The following is a 23,192-nucleotide window of genomic DNA, read 5'->3' as shown; positions in this document are numbered from 1 at the left end:
GGTCAGACCTTGAGCGCGGGCAGCAGCCAGTTCTTGCTTGACCTGAGCGCGGGTCTTGTCGCTGGTGAAAGCGATCGGGGCAGCGGCGTAGCCTTCTTCACCGAATGCCAGTTCACCGTTGGTGCGGGCGGCGGCCAGTTCTTGCTGCACTTGAGCGCGGGTCACCGTGCTTTGGGTGTTCAGTTCAGGCGGATAGTCCAGTTCGCCAGCTTGGGCAGCGCCGATGAAGGAAGCGGAAAGGATCAGGGCGGATACGAGGGTCTTCATGGTCAATCTCCAGTTTTAGATGCAGTATGCGTTTCAGTTAGCTATCTACTTGTAGGTAGATGTCGAGAGAAATAAAAAAGCGATCCTACTGTATTTCTGATTTCGGCGCCGGGCGGTTTGTTGTTTGCGCTGCGTCGATGGGATGAATCTTACCTACTACTAAATAGACGACGCAAGCCGGTAAAGTGAAACAATTTATGTCGCGACGCAGGCCAACCACATCGGATGCGGCGTGACGGCCTGAATCAGTGCAGTGCGGCGGTTACCGCTGGCGCGGCCAACGGGACCGCCGTCGCCGGCAATCAGGCCGACAGCGCCTGCATCACGGCGTACAGATCGGACTTGCCCTCAAAGCCGATGCCCGGCAGATCCGGCATCGTGACGTAGCCGGCCTCCACCTTCACCCCGTCCGGAAAGCCGCCAAAGGGCTGGAACAGATCCGGGTAGCTCTCATTACCGCCCAGACCCAGACCCGCCGCGATGTTCAGCGACATCTGATGCCCGCCATGCGGCACGCAGCGGCTCGCGGACCAGCCGTGCTGACGCAGCATCGCGAGCGTGCGCAGGTACTCCACCAGCCCATAGCTGAGCGCGCAATCGAACTGCAGATAATCGCGGTCGGCGCGCATGCCGCCATAGCGGATCAGGTTGCGCGCATCCTGCATCGAGAACAGGTTTTCGCCCGTGGCCATGGGCTTGTCGTAGTAATTACGCAGCGTCGCCTGCAGCTCGAAGTCGAGCGGATCGCCCGGCTCCTCGTACCAGAACAGGTCGTACTGCGACAGCGCCTTGGCGTAGGCAATCGCCGTGTCCAGGTCGAACCGCCCGTTCGCATCCACAGCCAGCTTCTGGCCGTCCTGCAGCACGCTCAGCACCGAGTCGATCCGGCGAAGGTCCTCGTCCAGCGACGCGCCGCCGATCTTCTTTTTCACGACCGTATAGCCGCGATCGAGATACCTGCGCATTTCGTCCTTGAGCGCGGCGTGGTCCTGCCCTGGGTGGTAGTAGCCGCCGGCCGCGTACACAAACACCCGCCGGTCCGGCTGGCCAGTGCCGTAGCGTTCGGCCAGCAACTGGAAAAGCGGCTTGCCTTCGATTTTTGCGACCGCATCCCACACGGCCATGTCGATGGTGCCGATCGCCACCGACCGCTCACCGTGACCGCCGGGCTTCTCGTTCTTGAACATCGCGTCCCAGACCTTGTGCGGATCCAGGTTGCGCCCCGTGGCGTCCACCAGCGTGTCCGGGTCTGCTTCCAGCACGCGCGGGATGAATCGCTCGCGCATGAGCTTGCCCTGTCCATAGCGGCCATTCGAATTGAAGCCGTACCCGACCACCGGCTTACCGTCGCGGATCACGTCGGTGATCACGGCGACCAGGCTCAGCGTCATCTTGCTGAAGTCGATGTATGCGTTGCGGATGGGCGAGCTGATGGGCAGGGTCTGCTCGCGGATGTCGACGATTCTCATGGCTTGTCTCCGGTTGGGTCGCATCGGGAATCGATAGATTAGTGGCGCATCCCTGCTCTAGAATTCACCCAAGTTCATTTGATTATTTACTTTCAGTGAAAGCCGACCTCGCCTCCGAGCTGCAGTTCTTCGTGCTGATCGCCCGGCTGGGCAGCCTGTCCGCGGCGGCGCGGCAACTGGATCTGACGCCACCGGCGGCCACCAAGCGACTGGCCCTGATGGAAAAGCGCCTTGGCGTGCGGCTGGTCAACCGCACCACGCGCAGCATCAGCCTGACCAACGAAGGCGAGACTTACCTTGCCTATGCGACCCGGATCCTGGCGGACCTGCGCGAGATGGAGGACGTCGTGTCCAGCAGCAGCGCCCAGCCGCGCGGCCTGATCCGCGTCAACGCCACGCTGGGGTTCGGCCGCACGACCATCGCGCCGCTGGTCTCCGACTTTGCGAAGCGCTATCCGCAGGTGCAGGTTGAACTGGAGGTCACGGACCGGCCCGTCGACCTGGTGGAAGGCGCATTCGATCTGGCCATCCGCTTCGGCGAACTGCCCGACAAACGCCTCGCCGCCCGCCGCATCATGACCAACCGCCGCTTTCTGTGCGCGTCGCCCCGCTACCTGAAGGCGCACGGCACGCCGGCAACCCTGGCCGACCTGGCGCATCACCAGTGCATTCTGCACCGGCAAAACGACGAGGCGCACGGCGTCTGGCGGTTCACGCACAAAGGCCGCGTCGAAATGGTGAAGGTGGAAGGCGGACTATCCAGCAACGATGGCGACATCGTCCTGGGCTGGGCCCTGGACGGCCACGGCATCCTCATCCGGTCGGAATGGGATCTGGCCAAGTATCTGGAAAGCGGCAGGCTGCGGGTGGTGCTGCCCGACTTCACGCTGCCGTCGGCGGACCTGTTCGTTTACTACCCGCAGCGCCGCAACCAGACGGCCCGCGCGCGGGCGTTTATCGATTTTCTGGTTGAGGCATTTCAGCCAGGTCCTGCAAAGGAAATCGCTGGCGCGGACCGTCCCTAGCCCTTGAGACGCGGCTGCGTCGCCCCTTGTTCCCCAAAAGCAAAACCCCGGCCTTCCATTGAAAGCCGGGGTCTTGAACATACGTAACGCGAGGCGACGCTTAGAACGGAATATCGTCGTCCATATCCGCCAGGTTGGCGCCGCTGCTGGCCGGGGCCGCTGCGGGAGCCGGGCGCTGCTGAGGCGCCGGGCGTTGGGCCGGAGCAGCGCGCTGCTGGCGCGGCGCGTCGTCGTAGCCGCCGCCACCGTAGTTGCCGCCACCACCGCCGCCGCCGTCTTCGCGGCCGCCCAGCATTTGCATCTGGTCAGCGACGACTTCGGTGCTGTAGCGGTCGGCGCCGGTGTCCTTGTCTTGCCACTTGCGTGTCTTCAGGCGGCCTTCGATGTAGACCGAGCGGCCCTTCTTCAGGTATTCGCCGGCAATTTCAGCCAGGCGGTTGTACATGACGACGCGGTGCCATTCCGTTTCTTCGCGCTTTTCGCCGCTGGCCTTGTCCTTCCAGGACGAGGTCGTGGCGATCGACATGTTGCAGATTGCCGCCCCGTCGGGGCTGTAGCGGACTTCCGGGTCGCGACCCAGATTGCCCACGAGTATGACTTTGTTAACCGATGCCATGCCGATGTCCCTCTGTTGTTGACAGCCTGCGACTAGCGTTGCCGCGAGCGCGCCGGCAACAACATAAAAAAGCGATGTTGAAGACCGGCTTCATGAAACTCGCCGGTCATCGAAGCGATGACCGGCGATGCCCAGGTGAAGCCTGTGTTGATGCGTATTATCGACGAAAGCGCCCGCCGCGCCAAACGGGATCGGTGACAAATCGATCACCGCAGGCAAACCATTTCGGCGCTGTTGGACGCCGTTCGGGGCCAGATCCGCGACTTTCCGAAGGCTGCGGGAAAGCCCGCAACGGTCAGGCCAGGGGCCGCAGCGCCCAGGTGACCGCCAGCCACACGGCCGACAGGATTGCCGCGCCGATGAACACGGCGCTGGCGCCCGAATGCCCCGCCAGCCAGCCGCCCAGCGCGCCCCCGGCGAACAGGCCCGCGGCCTGCGCGGTGTTGTAGAAGCCCAGCGCCAATCCCTTGTAGGCCTGCGGCGCCACGCGCGAGACCAGCGACGGTTGCAGCGCCTCCAGCACATTGAAGGCAACGAAGAATCCGGTCAGCGCGATGGCCAGCGTGTAAAAGCCCTGGCTGGCGGCCGGCAGCAGCGCGCACACGAGCACCAGGCCGGCCACCGACGCGCGCAGCGCGCCGCGGTGCGCCCTGCGCTTTTCGGCCACGAAGACCACCGGCACCATCAGCACGAACGACACCAGGATGACCGGCAGGTAGACCTTCCACAGGTCACGCGCGTCCAGTCCGCCGACCTTGGCCAGCAGCGCCGGCACCACGACAAACAGCGACACCTGGATCAGATGCAGGACAAAGACGCCAAAATTCAGCCGCAACAGGTCGCGATGGGTCAGGACCTCGCGCGGCTTGGCCGCCTGCATCGTTCGGGCCTGCGTGCGAGGCACCACGGGCACCACGAAGCGCGCCACGGCCAGGCAGACGACGCCCAGGCAGGCGATGGTCCAGAACAGGCCCGACAGCCCCCACCAGCCCACCAGCACCGGCGACAGCACCAGGGACACGGCGAACGACAATCCGATCGATGCGCCCACCATCGCCATCGCGCGCGTGCGCACCTCGTCGCGGGTGGCGTCGGCCAGCCAGGCGGTGACCGCGGCGGAAATGGCGCCGGCGCCCTGGATGGCGCGGCCTATGGTGATCCAGAAGACGTCCGTCGCCTGCGCACAGACGATGCTGCCGGCGATAAACAGCAACAACCCGAAGATCACCACCGGACGGCGCCCCCAGCGATCGGACGCCAGACCGAAGGGAATCTGCATGAACGCCTGGGTCAGGCCGTACATGCCCAGCGCCAGCCCCACGCGGGCAGGATCGTCGCCGCCCGGCATGCCGCTTGCGGCAACGGCAAAAACCGGCAGCAACAGGAACAGCCCCAGCATCCGCGCGGCGAACAGGCCGGCCAGGGCCACGCTGGCGCGGCGCTCGGAGGGAGTCAATTTCAGTTTTTTATCTGCCGGCATGCGGAAATTTCAACGATGACTAGGGCGGCGCGCATGCTTCTCATGTCATACGCTCACGGTCTGATGCTTGCGGTGCGGCGCCGGCCTCGGGCCAGTCCAACCGGATGAACGGCCTTGAACGCGAGAGGATTCGGCGCGCTATAGTACCAAGTTGGCCTTTGAAATCGCTTAAATGCGCCCAAAGGGTGCGCGGGATCAAAGGCGTCATCGACGACGCAACTGGACGTTACCCATACCGACGTGACCATACGCATCCGGGGTGCTCGCACCCACAATCTCAAGAACGTCTCGCTGGACCTGCCGCGCCACAAGCTGGTGGTCGTCACTGGCCTGTCCGGGTCCGGCAAATCCTCGCTGGCATTCGACACGCTGTACGCGGAAGGCCAGCGGCGCTACGTGGAAAGCCTTTCGGCCTACGCCCGCCAGTTCCTGCAACTGATGGACAAGCCGGATGTGGATCTCATCGAGGGCCTGTCTCCGGCCATCTCGATCGAACAGAAGGCCGCGGGACACAACCCGCGCTCCACGGTCGGCACCATCACCGAAATCCACGACTACCTGCGCCTGCTCTACGCGCGGGTCGGCACGCCCTACTGCCCCGACCACGGCCTGCCGCTGCAGGCCCAGAGCGTCAGCCAGATGGTGGACGCGGTGCTGGGTTGGACGCCCGAGACGCGGCTGGCGGTGCTGGCGCCCATTGCGCGCGGCAAGAAAGGCAGCTTCGAGGACGAATGCGCCAGCCTGCAGGCGCAGGGCTACGTTCGTCTGCGCGTCGATGGCCAGTTGGTGGAAATCGACGGCATGGCGCCGCTGAAGAAGACCGAGAAGCACGATATCGACGTCGTCATCGACCGCCTGCGCATCAAGCCCGAAAGCAAGCAGCGCCTGGCCGAAAGCTTCGAGACGGCGCTGCAGCTCGCCGAAGGCCGTGCCCTGGCGCTGGACATGGACAGCGAGCGCGAACAGGTCTTCTCCAGCCGCTACGCGTGCCCGGTGTGCAGCCACAGCCTGCCCGAACTCGAACCGCGCCTGTTCAGCTTCAACAATCCGATGGGCGCCTGCCCCAGTTGCGACGGCATCGGACAGGTCGGCTTCTTCGATCCCAAGCGGGTCGTCGCCTTTCCGGAACTCAGCCTGGCCGCCGGCGCGATCCGCGGCTGGGATCGCCGCAATGCCTTCACGCACTCGCTGCTGACCAGCCTGGCCGCGCATTACGAATTCGACATCGAAGCGCCTTTTGAAGACCTGCCCGAAGCGTTGCGCGACAAGGTCCTGTACGGATCCGGCGAAGAAGAGATCTCGTTCCTGTACTTGAACGAAAAAGGCCGCAGCACCGTCAAGCGCCACACCTTCGAGGGCGTCATCCCGAATCTGGAGCGCCGCTGGCGCGAAACGGACTCGGCGACGGTGCGCGAAGAACTGGGCAAATACCGCAACATCAAGACCTGCCCTGACTGCGCCGGCTCGCGCCTGCGCCCCGAAGCGCGCAATGTGCTGATCGGCCATGACCCGCGCGGCGGCGAACGCCACGGCCAGGCCATCTACGAAGTCGAGGCCATGCCGCTGTCCAGCTGCCTGGACTGGTTCCGCAACCTGAACCTGACGGGCGCCAAGCAGGAGATCGCGCAGCGCATCGTGCGCGAGATCGAGGCCCGGCTGAGCTTCCTGAACAACGTCGGCCTGAACTACCTGTCACTGGACCGCAGCGCGGACACGATCTCCGGCGGCGAGGCACAGCGCATCCGGCTGGCCAGCCAGATCGGCTCGGGCCTGACGGGCGTGATGTACGTGCTGGACGAGCCCTCCATCGGCCTGCACCAGCGCGACAACGACCGCCTGATCGGCACGCTGCAGCACCTGCGCGATCTCGGCAACAGCGTCATTGTGGTCGAGCATGACGAGGACATGATCCGCATGGCCGACTGGGTCGTGGACATGGGACCGGGCGCGGGCGAGCACGGCGGCGAAGTCGTCGCTCAAGGCGATCCCGAGACCGTGCAGCGCGATCCCAATTCGCTGACCGGCCAATACCTGAGCGGCGCGCGCGCCATCGCCATCCCGAAGCGCCGCCCTGTCGACGACGAACTGCCGTGGCTGACGCTCACCGGCGCCACCGGCAACAACCTCAAGAACGTCGACCTGCACGTGCCCGCCGGCCGCCTCGTCTGCGTGACCGGCGTGTCCGGTTCGGGCAAGTCCACGCTCATCAACGACACGCTGGCGGTGGCTGTGTCGCGCCAGTTGCATCACGCGCAGAGCGAGCCCGCCCCCTACGTGTCGATGCAGGGGCTGGAGAACTTCGACAAGATCATCAGCGTGGATCAAAGCCCCATCGGGCGCACGCCGCGCAGCAATCCCGCCACGTACACGGGACTGTTCACGCCGATCCGCGAACTCTTCGCCGGCGTGCCGGAAGCGCGCACGCGCGGCTATGACCCGGGGCGGTTCAGTTTCAACGTGAAGGGCGGCCGCTGCGAAGCCTGCCAGGGCGACGGCGTGGTCAAGGTCGAGATGCACTTTCTGCCCGACATGTACGTGCCCTGCGACGTCTGTCACGGCAAGCGCTACAACCGCGAGACGCTCGAGATCCGCTACCGCGGCCGCAACATCAGCGAAGTGCTGGACCTGACGGTGGAGCAGGCGCTCGAATATTTCGAATCGGTGCCCGCCATCTCGCGCAAGCTGCATACGCTGATCGACGTGGGTCTGTCGTACATCCGCCTGGGGCAAAGCGCGACCACGCTGTCCGGCGGCGAGGCGCAGCGCGTGAAGCTTTCGCAGGAGCTGTCGCGCCGCAGCACCGGGCGCACGCTGTACATCCTGGACGAGCCGACCACCGGCCTGCATTTCCGCGACATCGAACTGCTGCTGCAAGTGCTCAATCAGTTGGTGGACGCCGGCAACACAGTGCTCATCATCGAGCACAACCTGGACGTCATCAAGACGGCCGACTGGCTTATCGACATGGGTCCTGAAGGCGGCGACGGCGGCGGCAGGGTCGTGGCGCAAGGCACGCCGGAAATCGTGGCAGCAACGCAGGCCAGCCATACCGGCCAGTATCTGGGCAAGCTTTTGCGCCGCAAGCCGGGCGACTGAACACCCCCACTCCATCCAATGGGAAAGCCAGCATGTACACCCTGATCATCGGCAACAAGAACTACTCGTCCTGGTCCATGCGTCCGTGGATCGCGCTGCGCGCCGCGGGCATCGCGTTCACGGAGCAGAAGGTCGGCCTGTTCACCGAGGAATTTTCCAAGCGTGTCGCGGCGGTGTCGCCCGCCGGCCTGGTGCCCGTGCTGCTGGACGGCGATTTCGCCGTGTGGGATTCGCTGGCCATCTGCGAGTACGCCGCCGAGCGTCATCCGGAGGCCGCCTTGTGGCCGAAAGATGCCAAGGCCCGTGCCCGCGCGCGTTCGCTGGCCGCGCAGATGCACAGCGGTTTCGGCGCGCTGCGCCAAGCCATGCCGATGAATGTCGAAGCCGATTTGCCGGGCATCGACTTCCCCGACGCGGCGCTCGCGGACGTCGCGCGCGTGCAGGCCATCTGGCAGGAAACGCGTGTGCAGTTCGGCCAGGGCGGCCCGTTTCTTTTTGGGCGGCTTTCCATTGCCGACGCCTTCTTTGCGCCGGTGGTCTCGCGTTTCAAGACCTACAACATCGCCGCGGAAGGTCCGGTGCGCGAGTACATGGACGCTGTCCTGGCGCTGCCGGCTATGCGGGAATGGACGCGGGACGCGCTGGCCGAAGCGACCTTCGTCGAGGCCGACGAGCCCTACCGCAAACAGCGCTGAAGACTATCCGCCCGAGGGCACGGGCGGCTTGCTACGCCATGTCGAACAGCCGCTTGTGTTCGCGGATGGCGTAGCGGTCGGTCATGCCGGCGATATAGTCCGAGATGGCGCGCGCCTGTTCGTTGAACTGCGCGCGGCGGTAATCGGGCGGCAGCAGACGCGGATCATCCAGGAACACCGCAAAAAGCTCGCGCACGATGCGCCGCGCCTTGCGCGTCATGCGCAGCACGCGATAGTGGCGGTACAGGTTGTCGAACAGGAATTTCTTCAGCGTGTCGGCTTCGCGGCGGATCTCGTCGGAAAACCCCGCCAGCGGCGGCGAGCGGCGCACGTCGTCCGCGCTGGCCGGCGCCGCGTCGCGGATGCACGCCAGCGACGTGTGGGTCAGGTCGACGATCAGCGTATTGATCATGCGGCGTATCGTTTCAGCAACTGCGCGCCGCGGCGCCAGACCGGGATAGCGGTCCATCACGTAAGCATGGTGGCGCTCGAAGATCGACACTTCCTTCAGCTGATCCAGCGTGATGAGCCCGGACCGCAGGCCGTCGTCCACGTCGTGGTTGTTATAAGCGATCTCGTCAGCCAGGTTGGCAAGCTGCGCCTCCAGCGACGGCTGCGTGCGGTTCAGAAACCGTTCGCCGACATCTCCCAGCACCCGTGCGTGGGCCACCGAACAATGCTTGAGAATGCCCTCGCGCGTCTCGAAACACAGGTTCAAGCCATTGAAGTCGGCATAGCGCTCTTCAAGCTCATCCACCACCCGCAGGCTTTGCAGGTTGTGTTCAAAGCCGCCCGCCTCCGGCGCCAGTTCGCGCATGCAGGCGTTCAGCTCGTCCTGGCCGGCATGGCCGAACGGCGTGTGCCCCAGGTCGTGCGCCAGCGAAATGGCTTCGGTCAGGTCTTCGGACAGCCCCATGCTGCGCGCCAGCGTGCGCGCGATCTGCGCCACTTCCAGGCTGTGCGTGAGGCGAGTGCGGAATAGATCACCCTCGTGATTGACGAAGACCTGCGTCTTGTATTCCAGCCGCCGGAAGGCGCTGGAATGGACGATGCGATCCCGGTCGCGCTGGAATTCCGTGCGGTTCTCGGGTGGCGGCTCGGCATGCGCCCGGCCGCGCGATCGGGACGGGTGAGAAGCATAGGAAGCCAGTTCATTCATCTGCAACACCGTCCTTCACTACGTTTACTGGGTGGTTCGTGCCAGCACGGCGCGCACCGCGTCGTCGGGGGCCGGCCGCATCAGGGCCTCACCGATGCGTGTCATGAGCACGTAGCGGATCGAGCCGCCTTCGGTCTTCTTGTCCACCTGCATCAGGTCCAACCAACGGTCGGCGCCCAGGTCCGGCGCGACGGTCGGGCAGCCGATGGCCTGGACCAGCGCGCGAACGCGTTCGACGTCGGCGGGATCAAAGCCGGCCACATCGGCCGACAGCTCAGCGGCTTGCACCATGCCGCAGCCCACGGCCTCGCCGTGCAGCCAGGCGCCGTAGCCCAGGCCCGATTCGATGGCATGGCCGAATGTATGTCCCAGGTTCAGGATGGCGCGCAGCCCGGATTCCCGCTCGTCCTTGCCCACCACCTGCGCCTTCAGCTCGCACGAGCGGCGGATGGCATACGTGACGGCCTCGGGGTCCAGGGCGCGCAGTTTTTGCGCATTGTCCTCGCACCAGCGCCAGAATTCCGGATCCAGGATGAGGCCGTACTTGATGACCTCGGCCAAGCCTGCCGAGACCTCGCGCGCCGGCAGGGTGCCCAGCACGTCGGTATCGATCTCGACCGCGATCGGCTGGTAGAAGGCGCCGATCATGTTCTTGCCCAGCGGGTGGTTCACGGCCGTCTTGCCGCCCACCGAGGAGTCGACCTGCGCCAGCAGCGTGGTGGGCACCTGCAGGAAACGCACGCCGCGCATGTACACGGCCGCGGCAAAACCGGTCATGTCGCCGATGACGCCGCCGCCCAGCGCCACCAGGACGCAGCGCCGGTCCAGTCGATTGCCCAGCAGCGCGTCGAAGATCAGGTTGAGCGACTGCCAGTCCTTATAGGCCTCGCCGTCGGGGAGTTCGATGCGCAGCACCCGCTTGCCCGTGCGCGCCAGCGCGGCTTCCGCGCGTTCGGCATACAGGGCCGCCACGGTCGGATTGGTCACCACCGCAATTGCGGTGGCGTCCGCGGGAATGCATTGATCCAGGGAGTCCAGACGGCCCGGTCCGATGTGGATCGGATAGCTTCCGCCCGGAGTTTCAACGTCAACAACGTTCATATGCGCTTCTCGAATGCTTGTAATTGCGGCAGCAGCGCCTTGACCAGGGTGTGGATGGGCATTGACCCCGTTTCCACCACCAGGTCGGCGACTTCCTTGTATAGGGGCTCGCGCCGGGTCATCAGGTCGCGAAGGGTGCCGCGCGGGTCGGCGGTGGCCAGGAGGGGCCGGTTGCGGTCGCGGCAGGTCCGGCGGAACAATTCGTCCACGCTGGCGCGCAGATAGACGACGATGCCGCGCTCGTGCAGAAGCTGCCGGTTCCCGGCGTCCAGGATGGCGCCGCCGCCCGTTGCAAGAATTATGTTGCGCCGTTGGGTACACTCTTCCAAGGCGGCGGACTCTCGGCGACGAAAACCGGCTTCGCCCTCGATTTCGAAGATTACCGGCACCCGCACGCCGCAACGCGCCTCGAGCTCATGATCCAGATCCATAAAGTCGCGCCCCAGCGCGCGCGCCAGGCTACGGCCTATGGTTGTCTTGCCCGCGCCCATCATTCCGACCAAAAATACCGGCAGGTCGTGCGGCAACGACGCGGTCTTGCCCGTGCACTCGACGGCGCAGGGCTGGCTTTCAGGCGCAGCGTCGGCGCGCGCCGGGTCCGGGGCTGCCTCCGGACATGAGTTAGCGGCAAAGTTCATGGCGGCATTATCACATTTGCCGCAGTTGCCCGCGCACCACACTGACCTATTTTGTTACAGAAACCGATCCGCCACGATGAGGCGGGACCGGAGATACCCGTAAAATCGCCGCGATGAGCAAGCCCCAGAATTCCTCCAAGAAAGACAAGCCCGCCAGCAGCGGCTCCCCGATACTGCGGTTCTTCGTTAAAACCGGCATCCTTTTCGCCGGCCTGTTCCTGTGCGGCGTCCTGCTCGCGGGCATGGCGCTGGCGCTCGCGTGGCCCAACCTGCCCGACCTGAACGCCATGACGGACTACCGTCCGCGGGTGCCGCTGCGCGTGTACACCGCAGACCGCGTCCTCATCGGCGAGTTCGGCGAAGAACGCCGCAACGTGCTGCGCTTCAACGAAATCCCGGACGTCATGAAATCGGCGGTCCTGGCGGCCGAGGACGACCGCTTCTACCAGCACGGCGGGATCGACTGGATGGGCGTGGTGCGGGCCGGCCTGACCAACCTGATCAACATGTCCAAGACGCAGGGCGCCAGCACGATCACGATGCAGGTCGCGCGCAACTTCTACCTGTCGTCCGAAAAGACCTATTCACGCAAGTTCTACGAACTGCTGCTGACCTTCAAGATTGAATCCGAGCTCACCAAGGACCAGATCCTCGAGCTCTACATGAACCAGATCTACCTGGGTCATCGCGCTTACGGATTTGCGGCCGCGTCGCGTACGTATTTCGGCAAGCCGCTGTCCGAAATCACGCCGGCCGAAGCCGCCATGCTGGCCGGCATCCCCAAGGCCCCCTCGCGCTTCAACCCCATTGCCAACCGCCCCCGCGCCGAACTCCGCCAGCGCTACGTGCTGGGCCGCATGCACTCGCTGGGCTACCTGACGGAACCCGAATACAAGCAGGCGATGGCGCAGCCCATCGTCATGAAGTCCGCCGAAGGCACCCCGGCCGGCGGCTATTCCATCCATGGCGAATACGTGGCCGAGCTGGCGCGCCAGCTCCTCTACAACGTGTACCAGGACAACGTCTATTCGCGCGGCATCAACATCTACACGACCGTGCAGTCCAAGGACCAGGAAGCCGCCTACCGCGCCGTGCGCGAAGGCGTGCTGGAATACACGCGCCGCGCGCCCTACCCCGGCCCGGAAGAACAGCTGGACCTGCCCGCCGGCACCGAGAACAACCCCGCCGCGCTGGACGAGTTCCTGGATGGCGTGTTCGACAAGTTCCCCGACAGCGGCGACCTGCTGACCGCGGTCGTGCTGTCGGCCAGCCCCACCGAAGTGAAGCTGGCGCGCAGCTCGCGCGAAGTCATCACCGTGACGGACAAGAAGGTGCTCGGTGTCGTGGCCCGCGCGCTGAACGACAAGGCCAAGCCGGAACAGCGCATCAAGCGCGGCTCCGTGGTCTACATCCGCAAGTTCGGCGACAACTGGGAAATCATCAACCTGCCGTCGGTGCAGGCAGCGTTCGTCGCGCTGTCGCCGCAGGACGGCGCCATCCGTGCCATGGTCGGCGGCTTCGATTTCTACCGCGGCAACTTCAACCGCGTGACACAGGCATGGCGCCAGCCGGGCTCGAACATCAAGCCCTTCATCTACGCCGCCTCGCTGGAACGCGGCCTGACGCCGGGCACGCAGATCTCGGACCAGCCGTTTGAACTGACCGCCGCGCAAACCGGCTCGAAGGCCTGGAATCCCAAGAACTACGGCAACCAGTACGAGCCCATGCTGACGCTGCGCCAAGGCCTGTACAAGTCCAAGAACATGGTGTCGATCCGCATCCTGCAGGCCATCGGCCCGCAGTACGCGCAGGATTACCTGACCCGCTTCGGCTTTGACAAGGCGCGGCAGCCCGCCGTGCTGCCGCTGGCGCTGGGCGCAGGTTCGGTCACGCCGCTGCAACTGGCCGGCGCCTTCTCGGTGTTCGCCAACGGCGGCTACCGCGTCACGCCTTATCTCATCGACCGCGTCACCGACAGCAGCGGCAAGGTCATCATGCAATCCAAGCCGGTTGTGGCCGGCGACGCGGCAGCCCGCGCCATCGACCCGCGCACCGCCTGGGTCATGGACGACATCCTGCGCGGCGTCACCACGTACGGCACCGCGGCGCGCGCCCGGGCGCTCCTCAAGCGCGGCGACATCGCCGGCAAGACGGGCACGACCAACGAATCCGTGGACGCCTGGTTCTCGGGCTACACGCCGACGCTGGCGGCAACCGCCTGGCTGGGCTTTGACCAGCCCAAGTCGCTGGGTTCGCGCGAAACCGGCGGTGGCGTCGCCATGCCGATCTGGGTGGACTACATGCAGAGCGTGCTGAAGGGCGTGCCGGAAGAAAAGCAGCGTCCGCGTCCGGACGGTCTGCTCGTCGAAAATGGCGAGTTCTACTTCTCGGAGTTTCCGCCGGGACAAGCCGTGGCGCGCCTCGGACTGCCCGAAGCCGACACGCTGGGTGAATTCCTGAATGGCCTGAGCAGCAGCTCCAGCGAGGACACCCGGATCAAGGTCGCGCCGGGCGTGGGGACGCAAACCACCACGCCCTGGTCGCAGAAGATTCCCTTCTGATGCAAAAAGGCCGGCCCAGTGGGCCGGCCTTTTTTTACAGCCGTATCGTCACGGGGACGCCGGCGGCAGCGGAGCAGATCTGAGACAGGGCGTCCGGCAGCTGCGGTCCTCCCCGGGTATCGTTCCAGTGCTGGCCATCAAAGCGGTAGTGGAAGCCGCCGCTGCGCGCGGCGACCCACAGCTCCTGCATGGCGGCCTGGCTGTTCACCACGACGTGGGTGTTGTCCTCGAAAACCATGGTCAGCACATTGCCGCTGCGGCTGGTTTCGACATCGACGTCGAGCGAAGCCGCCCAGTCATCGGCCTGGCTTTCGATGCTGTCCAGCACCTGGTCGATCAACGCAAGAAATTCGGTTTCGGTCATAATCGAGCCTGCAAGAATTACGGAGTTCCCAGTGTTCCAATTGGCATACAGCCGCATGGCTCTTCGCATTGTAGCCACGCTCATGGCGACCGGCATCGTGGCGGCCTGCGGGTACAAGGGGCCGCTCTCCATGCCGCCGCCCCCTGAAGGCAGCAAGGCGCCGGCCAGCACGCAGCAGACCGCGCCGCCGGTGCAGATCCCTCCGGCCCCGACCCTCCCATGACGCCACCGTTCCCCACTCCGCCAGACCTGGCCGGCCATCCCTACTTCCAGTACCGCAATAATGTGTTGTACGCCGAAGATGTGCCGCTTGACCATCTGGCCGAACGGTTGGGAACACCCCTTTACGTCTACTCCCGCGCGGCGCTGAAAGCCGCGTGGCAATCCTATTGCAGCGCCATCGGACCGCGTCCGGTGCTCGTCTGCTATGGCATGAAGGCCAACTCCAATCTGGCCGTGCTCGGCGAATTTGCGCGGTTGGGCGCCGGCTTTGACATCGTGTCCGGCGGCGAACTGCATCGCGCGCTTACCGCCGGCGCCGATGCTTCCCGCATCGTGTTCTCAGGCGTGGGCAAGCAGGCCTGGGAAATGCGCGATGCGCTGCGCGCTGGCGTAAAGTGCTTCAACGTCGAATCGGTCGACGAACTGCACCGCCTGTCCGACGTCGCGGCACACATGGGCCTGCGCGCCCCCGTGTCGCTGCGCGTGAACCCGGACGTCGACGCCCGCACGCACCCGTACATCTCGACCGGCCTGAAGGAAAACAAATTCGGCATCGCCATCGGCGACGCGCTCGAGGCCTACCGCACTGCGCAGTCGCTGCCTGGTCTTCAGATCGTCGGCGTGGACTGCCACATCGGCTCGCAGCTCACCGACATCAGTCCCTACTTCGATGCCCTCGAAAAGCTGCTGGACCTGATCGAAAGCCTGCAACAGGCGGGCATCCCTATCGAACACCTGGACCTGGGCGGTGGACTGGGCATCCGCTACCTGGACGAGACGCCGCCTTCGCCCCGCGCCCTGCTCGACCGCGTTTTTGAACGGATGAACGCGCGCGGCCAAGGTCATCTGCAACTGGTGCTGGAACCGGGACGCTCGCTCGTCGGCAACGCCGGCGTGCTGCTCACCACCGTCCAGTACATCAAGCATGCCGAAGCCCGCAATTTCGCCATCGTCGACGCAGCCATGAACGACCTGCTGCGCCCGGCGCTCTATGACGCGTTCCATGGCGTGCAGCCGCTGCATCCGCGCGCCGGCGACCCCGCCGAATACGACCTCGTCGGCCCCGTGTGCGAAAGCGCCGACTGGCTCGCCAAACAGCGCCTGCTGACCATCCGCCAGGGCGACGTGCTGGCGGTGGAATCGGCCGGCGCCTACGGCATGACCATGGCCAGCAACTACAACTCGCGCGGGCGCCCGGCCGAGGTCATGGTTGATGGCGACAAATACTATGTCGTGCGTCAGCGCGAAACCTTGGCGGACCAGCTTCGCGGCGAATCGCTGCTACCCTGAACCGGCGTCGCGCAAAAGACAAAGGCCCCTGCATCCAGGGGCCTTCGTTCGTCTGCCAGGATGTTCGCGGCGTTAAAGCTGGCCGTACGAGTGCAGGCCCGACAGGAACATGTTCACGCCCAGGAACGCAAACCCCGTGATCAACAGGCCTATCAGCGCCCAGTAGGCAGCCATCGCGCCACGCAGGCCCTTGATAAGCCGCATGTGCAGCCAGGCCGCGTAATTCAGCCAGACGATCAGCGCCCAGGTTTCCTTCGGGTCCCACTGCCAGTACGCGCCCCACGCGTCGGCCGCCCACAGCGCCCCCAAAATGGTGGCCACCGTGAAGAAGGCGAACCCGATCGCGATGGCGCGATACATGATGTCGTCCAGCACTTCCAGCGAGGGTAGCGCCTCCGCGATGCGGCGGCGGCCCAGAAGAATGGCGCCCACGATCACCGCGCCCACGCCGAAGTACAGCATCCAGGTGGCCGACAAGCCATCAGTGCGGAACACCATCGGCTCGGCACACAGCAACACGCCCAGGATGAACAGCGGCGCCAGCTTGGCCCACGACGTGGTCTGACCGTGCTGCTTGACCAGGTACGCAAAGCCCACCATCGCCGCCAGCGAGAACGTGCCGTAGCCGATGAAATTGGCGGGCACGTGCAGTTTCATCCACCAGCTTTTTAGCGCGGGCACCAGCGGCTGGATCTGTCCCGCGTCGCGCGTGAACGAATACCAGAGCAGGAACACGACGGCCGAGGTGACCACCAGCATCACGAAGCCGCCCAGCGCGCGCGTGGCGTACTTGCGTTCGTAGTACAGATAGAACAGCGCCGTGATGAGGCAAAACAGCACGAAGACTTCATACAGGTTGCTGACCGGGATATGACCCAGGTCCGGACCCATCAGATGGCCCTCGCGCCAGCGCACGAGCAGACCCGTGACGCCAGCAAACACCGCGCCCCAATTCAGCGCCGTGCCCAGCCAGGCGGCCGTCGGGCTGAAAAGGCCGATCCAGTAGCACACCATCGACAGCGCAAACAGCGCGCTCATCCAAAGAATGGCGGACTGCGAAGAAAACAGAAACTTCAGGAAGAACACCTGCTCGGCGCGGGCAAGGTCGGTGCCATAGAGCATCAGCGCCAGGCCCGACGAGATCGCACAGGCGATCATCAGCCGGCGCAGCGGCCGCCACAGCCAGCCCAGCCAGGCCACCGCGGGCACCGTGCCGCACAGGATGATCTTCTCGTAGTAGTCCATCGCGTGCCCGTAGCGGGTCAGCGCGAATCCCGCGCCCGCTGCCAGCAGCAAAAAGAAGACGATGTCGGTCCAGTCGGGCTTGCCGCGTTGCGCGCGGCTGTCGCCGGTTTCGGATAAGGCGTCCTGCCAGAGCGTTTCAGGCGACGGGGGTTGCGTGGTGGTCGTCGTGGACATAAATAACCTCAGGACCCTTTTTTCTGGCGCAGCAGCGCCTGCTTGAAGCGTTCAAACTCTTGATTGAAGTCAAGTGTACGCTTCTGAGACGTCATGGCCGCCAGGACGCTGCTGCCGCCGCCTTGCGGCTTGACCCAGATCCAGACACGACGATCGCGAATGTAGAACATGGAGAACACGCCCAGGACCAGCAGCAGGCTGCCCAGGTAGACCGTGTTTTTGCCCGGCGTGCGGCTGACCTGGAACACGCTGGCCTGCACGTGATTGAAGTCGGCCAGCGACAGGAACACCGGCGCGGGATAGACGGTCAGGTCGGACAGCGCCGCCACTGCCAGGCGCGACCACACCGCCGCACGTTCGCCCTCCTGGCCCTCGACGGGCACGGGCGGCTGACCCGCGCGTTCGCGCGCGATGGCGCGCAATTCGTTCATGCTGGCGCCGATCAGGCGGATCACGACATCGGCCGCGCGCTCAAGATCCGGGGCCGGCGTATTGGCTTGCAGGAAAGCCGCGACGGCCTGCAGGCCGCCGGCGGCAAAGGTGTCCAGCGCGCGCTCTGCCGCGGTTTCCAGCGGTTGGCGGTCCGCGCCCGATGGGCTGTTGCGTTCGGCAAAGCGGCGGGCGGCTTCCTTGCGCGCGGCCGGATCGGCCAGGGTGGCGCGCAGGCGCATGAATTCAGCGATGGTGCTGTCGTCGTCGGCCGGAATGCGCAGATAGCGGAACGGCTCGGACGCGTTGTTGCGCACGCCGGCCAGGAACACGGCCGCGCCGTCCAGCTCGACGGGCAGCATGTAGTTCTGGAATTCGTGCGCCTGGCCCGCATCGTCGATCAGCTTGTACTCGACGCTGGGCCCGACGTTGCGCAGGTTCTCGTTCTTCTTGCCGGCAGCGCTGCCGGCAACCGATGCCACGTGTTCGGCAAAGCTCTGGTCGGCGCCCTTGGGGTCACCGCGGGTCAGGTCCTCGACGTTGATGGGACGCATGGCCGTGATCTCAATGCCCATGCTGCGCGGGCCCTTGGCCGTCTGCGCGGTGAGCTCGCTGGTCTTGCCGACCGTGCCATCGACCGAGAACGTGGCGTCGTTGGCGCCCACCAGCGGATAACCCTTGAGCGCGACCGTGCTGCCGCCATCGTCAAAGCTGGATTGATAGACCGTCATGCCCTTGAAGCGCAGCGGTTCGTTGACCTCGATGGTGGAATCGAAGGTCTTGCCGGTGTCCGGGTCCGTGACCTCGACTTCGCTGGCGAAGCGGCTGGGCATACCGGTGGAGTAATAGTCGACGACGAACTTCTTGAGCTTGAGCGTGAAGGGCATCGGCTGCACCAGGGCGCCGTCACCCACCATCACGACCGCGGTGCTGGCCTGGCCGCCCTCGGGCACTAGGACGCTGGCGCGAAAGCTCGGGTTGTTGACCGACAGGCGGCCGCTTTCCGGCACTTCGGAGATCAGCATGTTGTCGACGATGGGCTGCTTGCCGCCGAACATGACCTGCAGGCGCACCGGCAACTCGCTGTCGAGCAGGCCGCCGATACAGATGATGACCATGGCCGCGTGGGCGAACACATAACCCAGGCGGTTCGCGCTGCCCTTCTTGGCGGCCAGCAGGACGCCATCCTGGTCCTCGCGCACGCGCACCGCATACCCCATGCGGCCCAGCAGCGCCTTCAGGCCGGTCACGGTCTGCGGCACGCCGGTGGGCTCGGTGGTTTCCACGCGATGCGGGAATGCGCGCAAGCTGCCCTCGCGCACGTGCTCGCGGAACGACCGGGCGTCGCGCAGCATCTTGGGCGCATTGCGGATCAGGCACACCGAGGTCGACACGACCAGAAAGCCCATGATCAGCAGGAACCACCAGCTGTTGTAGACGTGCCAGATGGAGAACTTGTCGAACACTTCAAACCAGAACGGGCCGAACTGGTCGATGTAGTTGTTGGACGAGCGGTTCTGCTGCAGCACCGTCCCCACCAGGCTGGCCACGCAGATGAACATCAGCAGGCTGACGGCAAAACGCATCGAACCCAGAAGTTCAAAGAGATCGCCTGGCAGGCTGCGCAAAGAGGGGCGGGAGTGGGTTCGAGTCGAATTCATGAAAAAAGGGGGGCCGCGCTATCGGCTACCCCCCTCATAGACAGTGCATGACGGAACGAGGTTCCGGCACGCGCAAGTTGCATCAACGCGGACCGGCCGCGCACGTTGCGGCCGATCGTTCTACCGAAGGCCGGCCGCGTAATCCGACACCGCCTTGATGTCGGCATCCGACATGCGGTCCGCGATGGCATGCATGACGTCGTTCTTGCGGTCGCCGCTACGGAAAAGCTTCAGTTGCTCTTCGATGTACACGGGGAACTGGCCCGACAGACGGGGGTACTGACCGGGAATCCCGGCGCCATTGGCAGAATGGCATGCCGCGCAAGCCGGGACGTTGCGGTCTGGCAAACCGCCACGCCAGATCTTTTGACCTAGCTCAACCAGGTTCTCATGGCCAGCCGTGGCGGGCTCTTTGAGCGGCTGCGTTGCCAGGTACAGCGCGATGTTCTGCATGTCGGCCGGCGTCAGGTTCTGCACCATGACGGTCATGGGGCTGGGATTGCCGCCCGGGCCGTTGCGAACAGGCGCTTTGGCGCCTTCCTTCACCTTGAAGTCGGCAAGCTGCTTGGCCAAGTATTCGTGCGGCTGCGCGGCCAGGTTCGGGTTCACCGGAATGGTGCTGTTACCCGCCGCGCCGTGACAGGAGGCACAGGCAATGATGCCGCGGGCCGCGTCGCCTTGGTCAAACAGCTGACCGCCCTTGGCGGCATCTGGTTTGGCCGGGCCCGCAGCGCCATTGGCGGCGAAACTCGTAGCAGAGAGGGCGGAGGCGCCGAGCAACAGCCCGCTCGCAACCAACATCCGGGACAGCACACGCTTCATGAAGACCTCGACGATCACATCGATCAAGGCGCAAAAAGGCGCCCACGCCTGCCCGCACTCGCAGTAAAACCGTATCGAACCTGTTTTGCTTGTCCTGCTTGCGATCTTTCTGCGAAGCTGCGTCAGCGCTGCCCGAAAGGGGCTTTTATCGGCTGGATGACAGCTAAACAGTAAGCAAAAAAGACGGCTCCGCGCACGGGGACCACTGTAGCAAACGCCGGATTATACAATAGGGCTCGAAACCAACCGTATCGAAAGCCATCCGTGTCCCTCCTACATCGCGCCTCCTTCCTCACTTCCGCGGCTCGCCTCGACCAGTTGCCGCCCGCCGGCGCTCCCGAGGTCTGCTTTGTCGGCCGCTCCAACGCCGGCAAGTCCACGTCCATCAACGTGCTGTGCAACCAGCGCCGTCTTGCGTTCTCCAGCAAGACGCCGGGCCGCACGCGCCTGATCAACATGTTCGGCCTGCCGGACCCGCTGGACCCGGAAGCCCACATCGGCTATCTGGTCGACCTGCCCGGCTACGGCTATGCGTCCGTGGCCCGCAACGAGAAGGAAAAGTGGGCGGACATCCTGGGCGGCTACCTGCGCGACCGTGAGTCGCTCGTCGGCATCGTGCTGCTCATCGACATCCGCCGCGGCGTGACAGAACTGGACCGGCGTCTGGCGAACTTCATTGCACCCACCGGCCGCCCGGTGCTGGCGCTGCTGACCAAGGCCGACAAGCTGCCGTACGGTCAGCGCATGCGCACCGTGTTCTCGGTCCGCAAGGACCTGGCCGACATCGGCGCGCTGCACACGATTCCCTTCTCGGCGCCCGAGCGCATCGGCCTGGAAGAAGCCGGCGCCCACATCGAAAATTGGATTTCCCCCAAGGTCGTACCATGAACCCGCAGATCATCACCCCTGAGTTTCCGGTTTCCCGCCCCCGCCGCCTGCGCCGCGACGACTTCACCCGCCGTCTGGTGCGCGAGAACGCACTGACGGTCAATGACCTGATCTACCCCGTCTTCGTGGCCGAGGGCTCTGGCCTGCGGCAGGCCGTGGCGTCCCTGCCCGGCGTGGTCCGCTATTCGCTGGACACGCTGCTGCCGGTGGCCGAGGAATGCGTGGCGCTGGGCATCCCCGTGCTGTCGCTCTTTCCCGCCATCGACCCGTCGCTGAAGACCCCGGACGGCATCGAAGCCACCAATCCCGACGGCCTGATCCCGCGCGTGGTCCGCGAGCTGAAGTCGCGTTTCCCGGAACTGGGCGTGTTGTGCGATGTGGCGTTGGACCCGTACACCAGCCACGGCCAGGACGGCGTCATCGATGCGGACGGCTACGTGGTCAACGAACCCACCGTCGAGATCCTGGTCAAGCAGGCGCTCACGCAGGCCGAAGCCGGCGTCGACATGGTCGCCCCCAGCGACATGATGGACGGCCGCATCGGCGCGGTGCGTCGCGCGCTCGAGGCCAATGGCCACATCCATACGCGCATCATGGCGTATTCGGCCAAGTACGCCAGCGCGTTCTACGGCCCCTTCCGCGATGCCGTGGGCTCGGCCACCAATCTGGGCAAGTCCAACAAGATGGCCTACCAGATGGATCCGGGCAACATCGACGAGGCGCTGCGTGAAGTGGCCGGCGACCTGCAGGAAGGCGCCGACATGGTGATGGTCAAGCCGGGCATGCCTTACCTGGACGTGCTGCGCCGGGTCAAGGACACGTTCCGCGTGCCGACCTTCGCCTACCAGGTCAGCGGCGAATACGCCATGATCAAGGCGGCCGCCGCCAATGGTTGGCTGGATCACGACAAGGTCATGATGGAAGCGCTGCTGGCCTTCAAGCGCGCCGGCGCCGACGGCATCCTGACGTACTTCGCCATCGAAGCGGCCAAGCTGCTGAAAAACCAGCGCTAGAAAGACCTCCGGGCGCGGCGGCTTTGGCCGTCTGCGCTCGGCGCCTCCCGCCGGCCAGGACGCCGGCAATCCCCCGCCATCAAGCCTTTGCGGCGGCAGCCCGCGCCGGCTGCGCGCCGCGGCGCAGCCCCAGCCACGTCCCGCCCAGCACACAGCCCAGACCGACGACATGCGTCAGCGTGACGTGCTCGTCCAGGAACAGGGCCGCGAACAGCAGCCCGAAGATCGGCAGCCAGTTCACGAACAGCGCGGCGCGGCTGATCCCCAGCCGCGCGATGCCCGCGTTCCACACGATGTTGCTGATACCGGACGCGACCACCGCCGAAAACATCAGCACCGCCCAAGGCCACCATGCCATCTGCCACGTCTCAGCGTGGTACGACGACGGCGTCAGCGCGGCATGTCCCACCAGCATCACGCCGCCGGCCAGGTACATGTACCAGAGCATCCCCAGCGGATCCATCATGCGTGACATCCGCTGGATGACGAGGCCGCCAAACACGAACACCAGCACGGCCACGAACACCACGGCATCGCCCCAGCCGGTCAACCCGAGCTGCGCGCCGCTGCCCACCACCACCATGCCGACGCCCAGGAGGCCGAGCAGCGCGCCGGCAATGCGGGTCGCCGTGAGTTTTTCACGGTAGAAGATGGCGGCAAGAAAGGCGGACAGCAACGGGCTGGTGGCCATGATCAGCGTGCCATTGGCCGCCGACGACACTCGCAAACCCGACACCAACGCCACCTGGTGCGCATACACCACCAGAAAGCCGGCAAGCGCCACCCAGCCCAGCTGCGCGCTACCCAACTTGGGGATACGGCCGCCGCGCGCCTTGATGATGAGGGTGACGGTAATGAACGCAATGACGATCCGAACGGCGGCGAGCGCCTGGATGTCCATATGCTGGGTCAGATACTTGATGGAGACGATGTTCAGGCCCCACGTGGCCATGACGAACATCAATTGAAGATAAATC

General features: G+C 65.1%; 20 protein-coding genes. 8 read left to right on the top strand and 12 right to left on the bottom strand.

All coding sequences use genetic code 11. From position 1 onward, the window contains the following. Both MHZ91_RS26225 and MHZ91_RS26220 read right to left on the bottom strand, forming a co-directional pair. Positions 1-267, bottom strand: a 267-nt coding sequence (locus tag MHZ91_RS26225; protein WP_239216369.1) for a DUF4148 domain-containing protein, incomplete at its 3' end; no start/stop codon positions are given. Positions 268-569: 302 nt separating this feature from the next. Beyond that, a complete protein-coding gene (locus MHZ91_RS26220) occupies positions 570-1,736 on the bottom strand; it encodes a mandelate racemase/muconate lactonizing enzyme family protein (RefSeq protein ID WP_239216367.1) in 1,167 nt (388 codons plus the stop codon). 95 nt (positions 1,737-1,831) lie between these two features. Here MHZ91_RS26220 and MHZ91_RS26215 point away from each other — a divergent pair, with 95 nt between their 5' ends. Beyond that, a complete protein-coding gene (locus tag MHZ91_RS26215; RefSeq protein ID WP_239216365.1) occupies positions 1,832-2,761 on the top strand; it encodes a LysR substrate-binding domain-containing protein in 930 nt (309 codons plus the stop codon). Between the two features lie 100 nt (positions 2,762-2,861). Here the strand turns inward: MHZ91_RS26215 and ssb are convergent, their stop codons facing one another. Beyond that, on the bottom strand, positions 2,862-3,377 hold the full coding sequence (gene ssb / locus MHZ91_RS26210) for a single-stranded DNA-binding protein (protein WP_175124763.1): 516 nt from the start codon (positions 3,375-3,377) through the stop codon (positions 2,862-2,864). A gap of 295 nt (positions 3,378-3,672) precedes the next feature. Then, complete coding sequence (locus tag MHZ91_RS26205; protein ID WP_218342508.1) at positions 3,673-4,857, bottom strand: MFS transporter; 1,185 nt, start codon at positions 4,855-4,857, stop codon at positions 3,673-3,675. A 240-nt stretch (positions 4,858-5,097) separates the two neighbouring features. On the opposite strand from MHZ91_RS26205, the gene uvrA reads away from it, so the two are divergent. Both uvrA and MHZ91_RS26195 read left to right on the top strand, forming a co-directional pair. Next, the gene (gene uvrA, locus MHZ91_RS26200) at positions 5,098-7,953 is read left to right on the top strand and encodes an excinuclease ABC subunit UvrA (protein ID WP_239216363.1); all 2,856 of its coding nucleotides are present in this window, start codon (positions 5,098-5,100) and stop codon (positions 7,951-7,953) included. A gap of 32 nt (positions 7,954-7,985) precedes the next feature. Next, positions 7,986-8,648: a glutathione S-transferase family protein gene (locus MHZ91_RS26195; protein ID WP_239216361.1), complete on the top strand. Its 663-nt coding sequence runs from the start codon at positions 7,986-7,988 to the stop codon at positions 8,646-8,648. Between the two features lie 31 nt (positions 8,649-8,679). Here the strand turns inward: MHZ91_RS26195 and MHZ91_RS26190 are convergent, their stop codons facing one another. Genes MHZ91_RS26190 through MHZ91_RS26180 form a run of 3 tightly spaced genes read right to left on the bottom strand, consistent with a single transcriptional unit; the run spans position 8,680 to position 11,546 of the window. Further along, on the bottom strand, positions 8,680-9,807 hold the full coding sequence (locus MHZ91_RS26190) for a deoxyguanosinetriphosphate triphosphohydrolase (RefSeq protein ID WP_239216359.1): 1,128 nt from the start codon (positions 9,805-9,807) through the stop codon (positions 8,680-8,682). A gap of 24 nt (positions 9,808-9,831) precedes the next feature. Next, entirely contained in the window at positions 9,832-10,908 is a 1,077-nt protein-coding gene (gene aroB / locus MHZ91_RS26185) for a 3-dehydroquinate synthase (RefSeq protein WP_175124768.1), read from the bottom strand. Further along, entirely contained in the window at positions 10,905-11,546 is a 642-nt protein-coding gene (locus tag MHZ91_RS26180; protein ID WP_175124769.1) for a shikimate kinase, read from the bottom strand. Before MHZ91_RS26180 ends, aroB begins: the two co-directional genes overlap by 4 nt. Before the next feature lie 113 nt (positions 11,547-11,659). Here MHZ91_RS26180 and MHZ91_RS26175 point away from each other — a divergent pair, with 113 nt between their 5' ends. After that, positions 11,660-14,107, top strand: coding sequence for a penicillin-binding protein 1A (locus MHZ91_RS26175; protein ID WP_175124770.1), 2,448 nt, complete (start codon positions 11,660-11,662; stop codon positions 14,105-14,107). Between the two features lie 34 nt (positions 14,108-14,141). Here the strand turns inward: MHZ91_RS26175 and cyaY are convergent, their stop codons facing one another. Continuing rightward, positions 14,142-14,471, bottom strand: a complete 330-nt coding sequence (gene cyaY, locus MHZ91_RS26170; protein WP_175124771.1) for an iron donor protein CyaY — start codon at positions 14,469-14,471, stop codon at positions 14,142-14,144. A gap of 55 nt (positions 14,472-14,526) precedes the next feature. Here cyaY and MHZ91_RS26165 point away from each other — a divergent pair, with 55 nt between their 5' ends. Then, entirely contained in the window at positions 14,527-14,694 is a 168-nt protein-coding gene (locus MHZ91_RS26165; protein ID WP_239216358.1) for a lipoprotein, read from the top strand. Continuing rightward, positions 14,691-15,983 carry a diaminopimelate decarboxylase gene (gene lysA, locus MHZ91_RS26160; RefSeq protein WP_239216357.1) on the top strand — a complete coding sequence of 431 codons (1,293 nt, stop codon included), beginning with the start codon at positions 14,691-14,693 and terminating at the stop codon, positions 15,981-15,983. The genes MHZ91_RS26165 and lysA overlap by 4 nt, the downstream gene beginning before the upstream one ends. A gap of 72 nt (positions 15,984-16,055) precedes the next feature. Here the strand turns inward: lysA and ccsB are convergent, their stop codons facing one another. The 3 genes from ccsB to MHZ91_RS26145 all read right to left on the bottom strand — a co-directional run bounded on the left by ccsB (position 16,056) and on the right by MHZ91_RS26145 (position 20,314). Continuing rightward, positions 16,056-17,402, bottom strand: a complete 1,347-nt coding sequence (gene ccsB, locus MHZ91_RS26155) for a c-type cytochrome biogenesis protein CcsB (RefSeq protein ID WP_175136918.1) — start codon at positions 17,400-17,402, stop codon at positions 16,056-16,058. Positions 17,403-17,410: 8 nt separating this feature from the next. Further along, positions 17,411-19,492, bottom strand: coding sequence for a cytochrome c biogenesis protein ResB (locus MHZ91_RS26150; RefSeq protein ID WP_175124775.1), 2,082 nt, complete (start codon positions 19,490-19,492; stop codon positions 17,411-17,413). A gap of 120 nt (positions 19,493-19,612) precedes the next feature. Continuing rightward, positions 19,613-20,314, bottom strand: coding sequence for a cytochrome c (locus MHZ91_RS26145; RefSeq protein ID WP_175124857.1), 702 nt, complete (start codon positions 20,312-20,314; stop codon positions 19,613-19,615). Between the two features lie 264 nt (positions 20,315-20,578). On the opposite strand from MHZ91_RS26145, the gene yihA reads away from it, so the two are divergent. Together yihA and hemB are read left to right on the top strand one after the other, a co-directional pair. Then, positions 20,579-21,202, top strand: coding sequence for a ribosome biogenesis GTP-binding protein YihA/YsxC (gene yihA / locus MHZ91_RS26140; RefSeq protein WP_056571052.1), 624 nt, complete (start codon positions 20,579-20,581; stop codon positions 21,200-21,202). Then, the gene (gene hemB, locus MHZ91_RS26135; RefSeq protein WP_239216356.1) at positions 21,199-22,215 is read left to right on the top strand and encodes a porphobilinogen synthase; all 1,017 of its coding nucleotides are present in this window, start codon (positions 21,199-21,201) and stop codon (positions 22,213-22,215) included. Before yihA ends, hemB begins: the two co-directional genes overlap by 4 nt. Positions 22,216-22,294: 79 nt before the next feature. On the opposite strand, the gene MHZ91_RS26130 is transcribed toward hemB, so the two are convergent. Further along, positions 22,295-23,176: a DMT family transporter gene (locus MHZ91_RS26130; protein ID WP_175124858.1), complete on the bottom strand. Its 882-nt coding sequence runs from the start codon at positions 23,174-23,176 to the stop codon at positions 22,295-22,297. Positions 23,177-23,192 lie beyond the last annotated feature (16 nt).

Source organism: Achromobacter sp. ACRQX (genome assembly GCF_022346505.1).
In the GTDB taxonomy this organism is placed as follows: Bacteria; Pseudomonadota; Gammaproteobacteria; order Burkholderiales; family Burkholderiaceae_B; genus Achromobacter; species Achromobacter animicus.
Note: the sequence above shows the minus strand (reverse complement) of the source record. Positions and strands in the feature narration are given on the sequence as shown.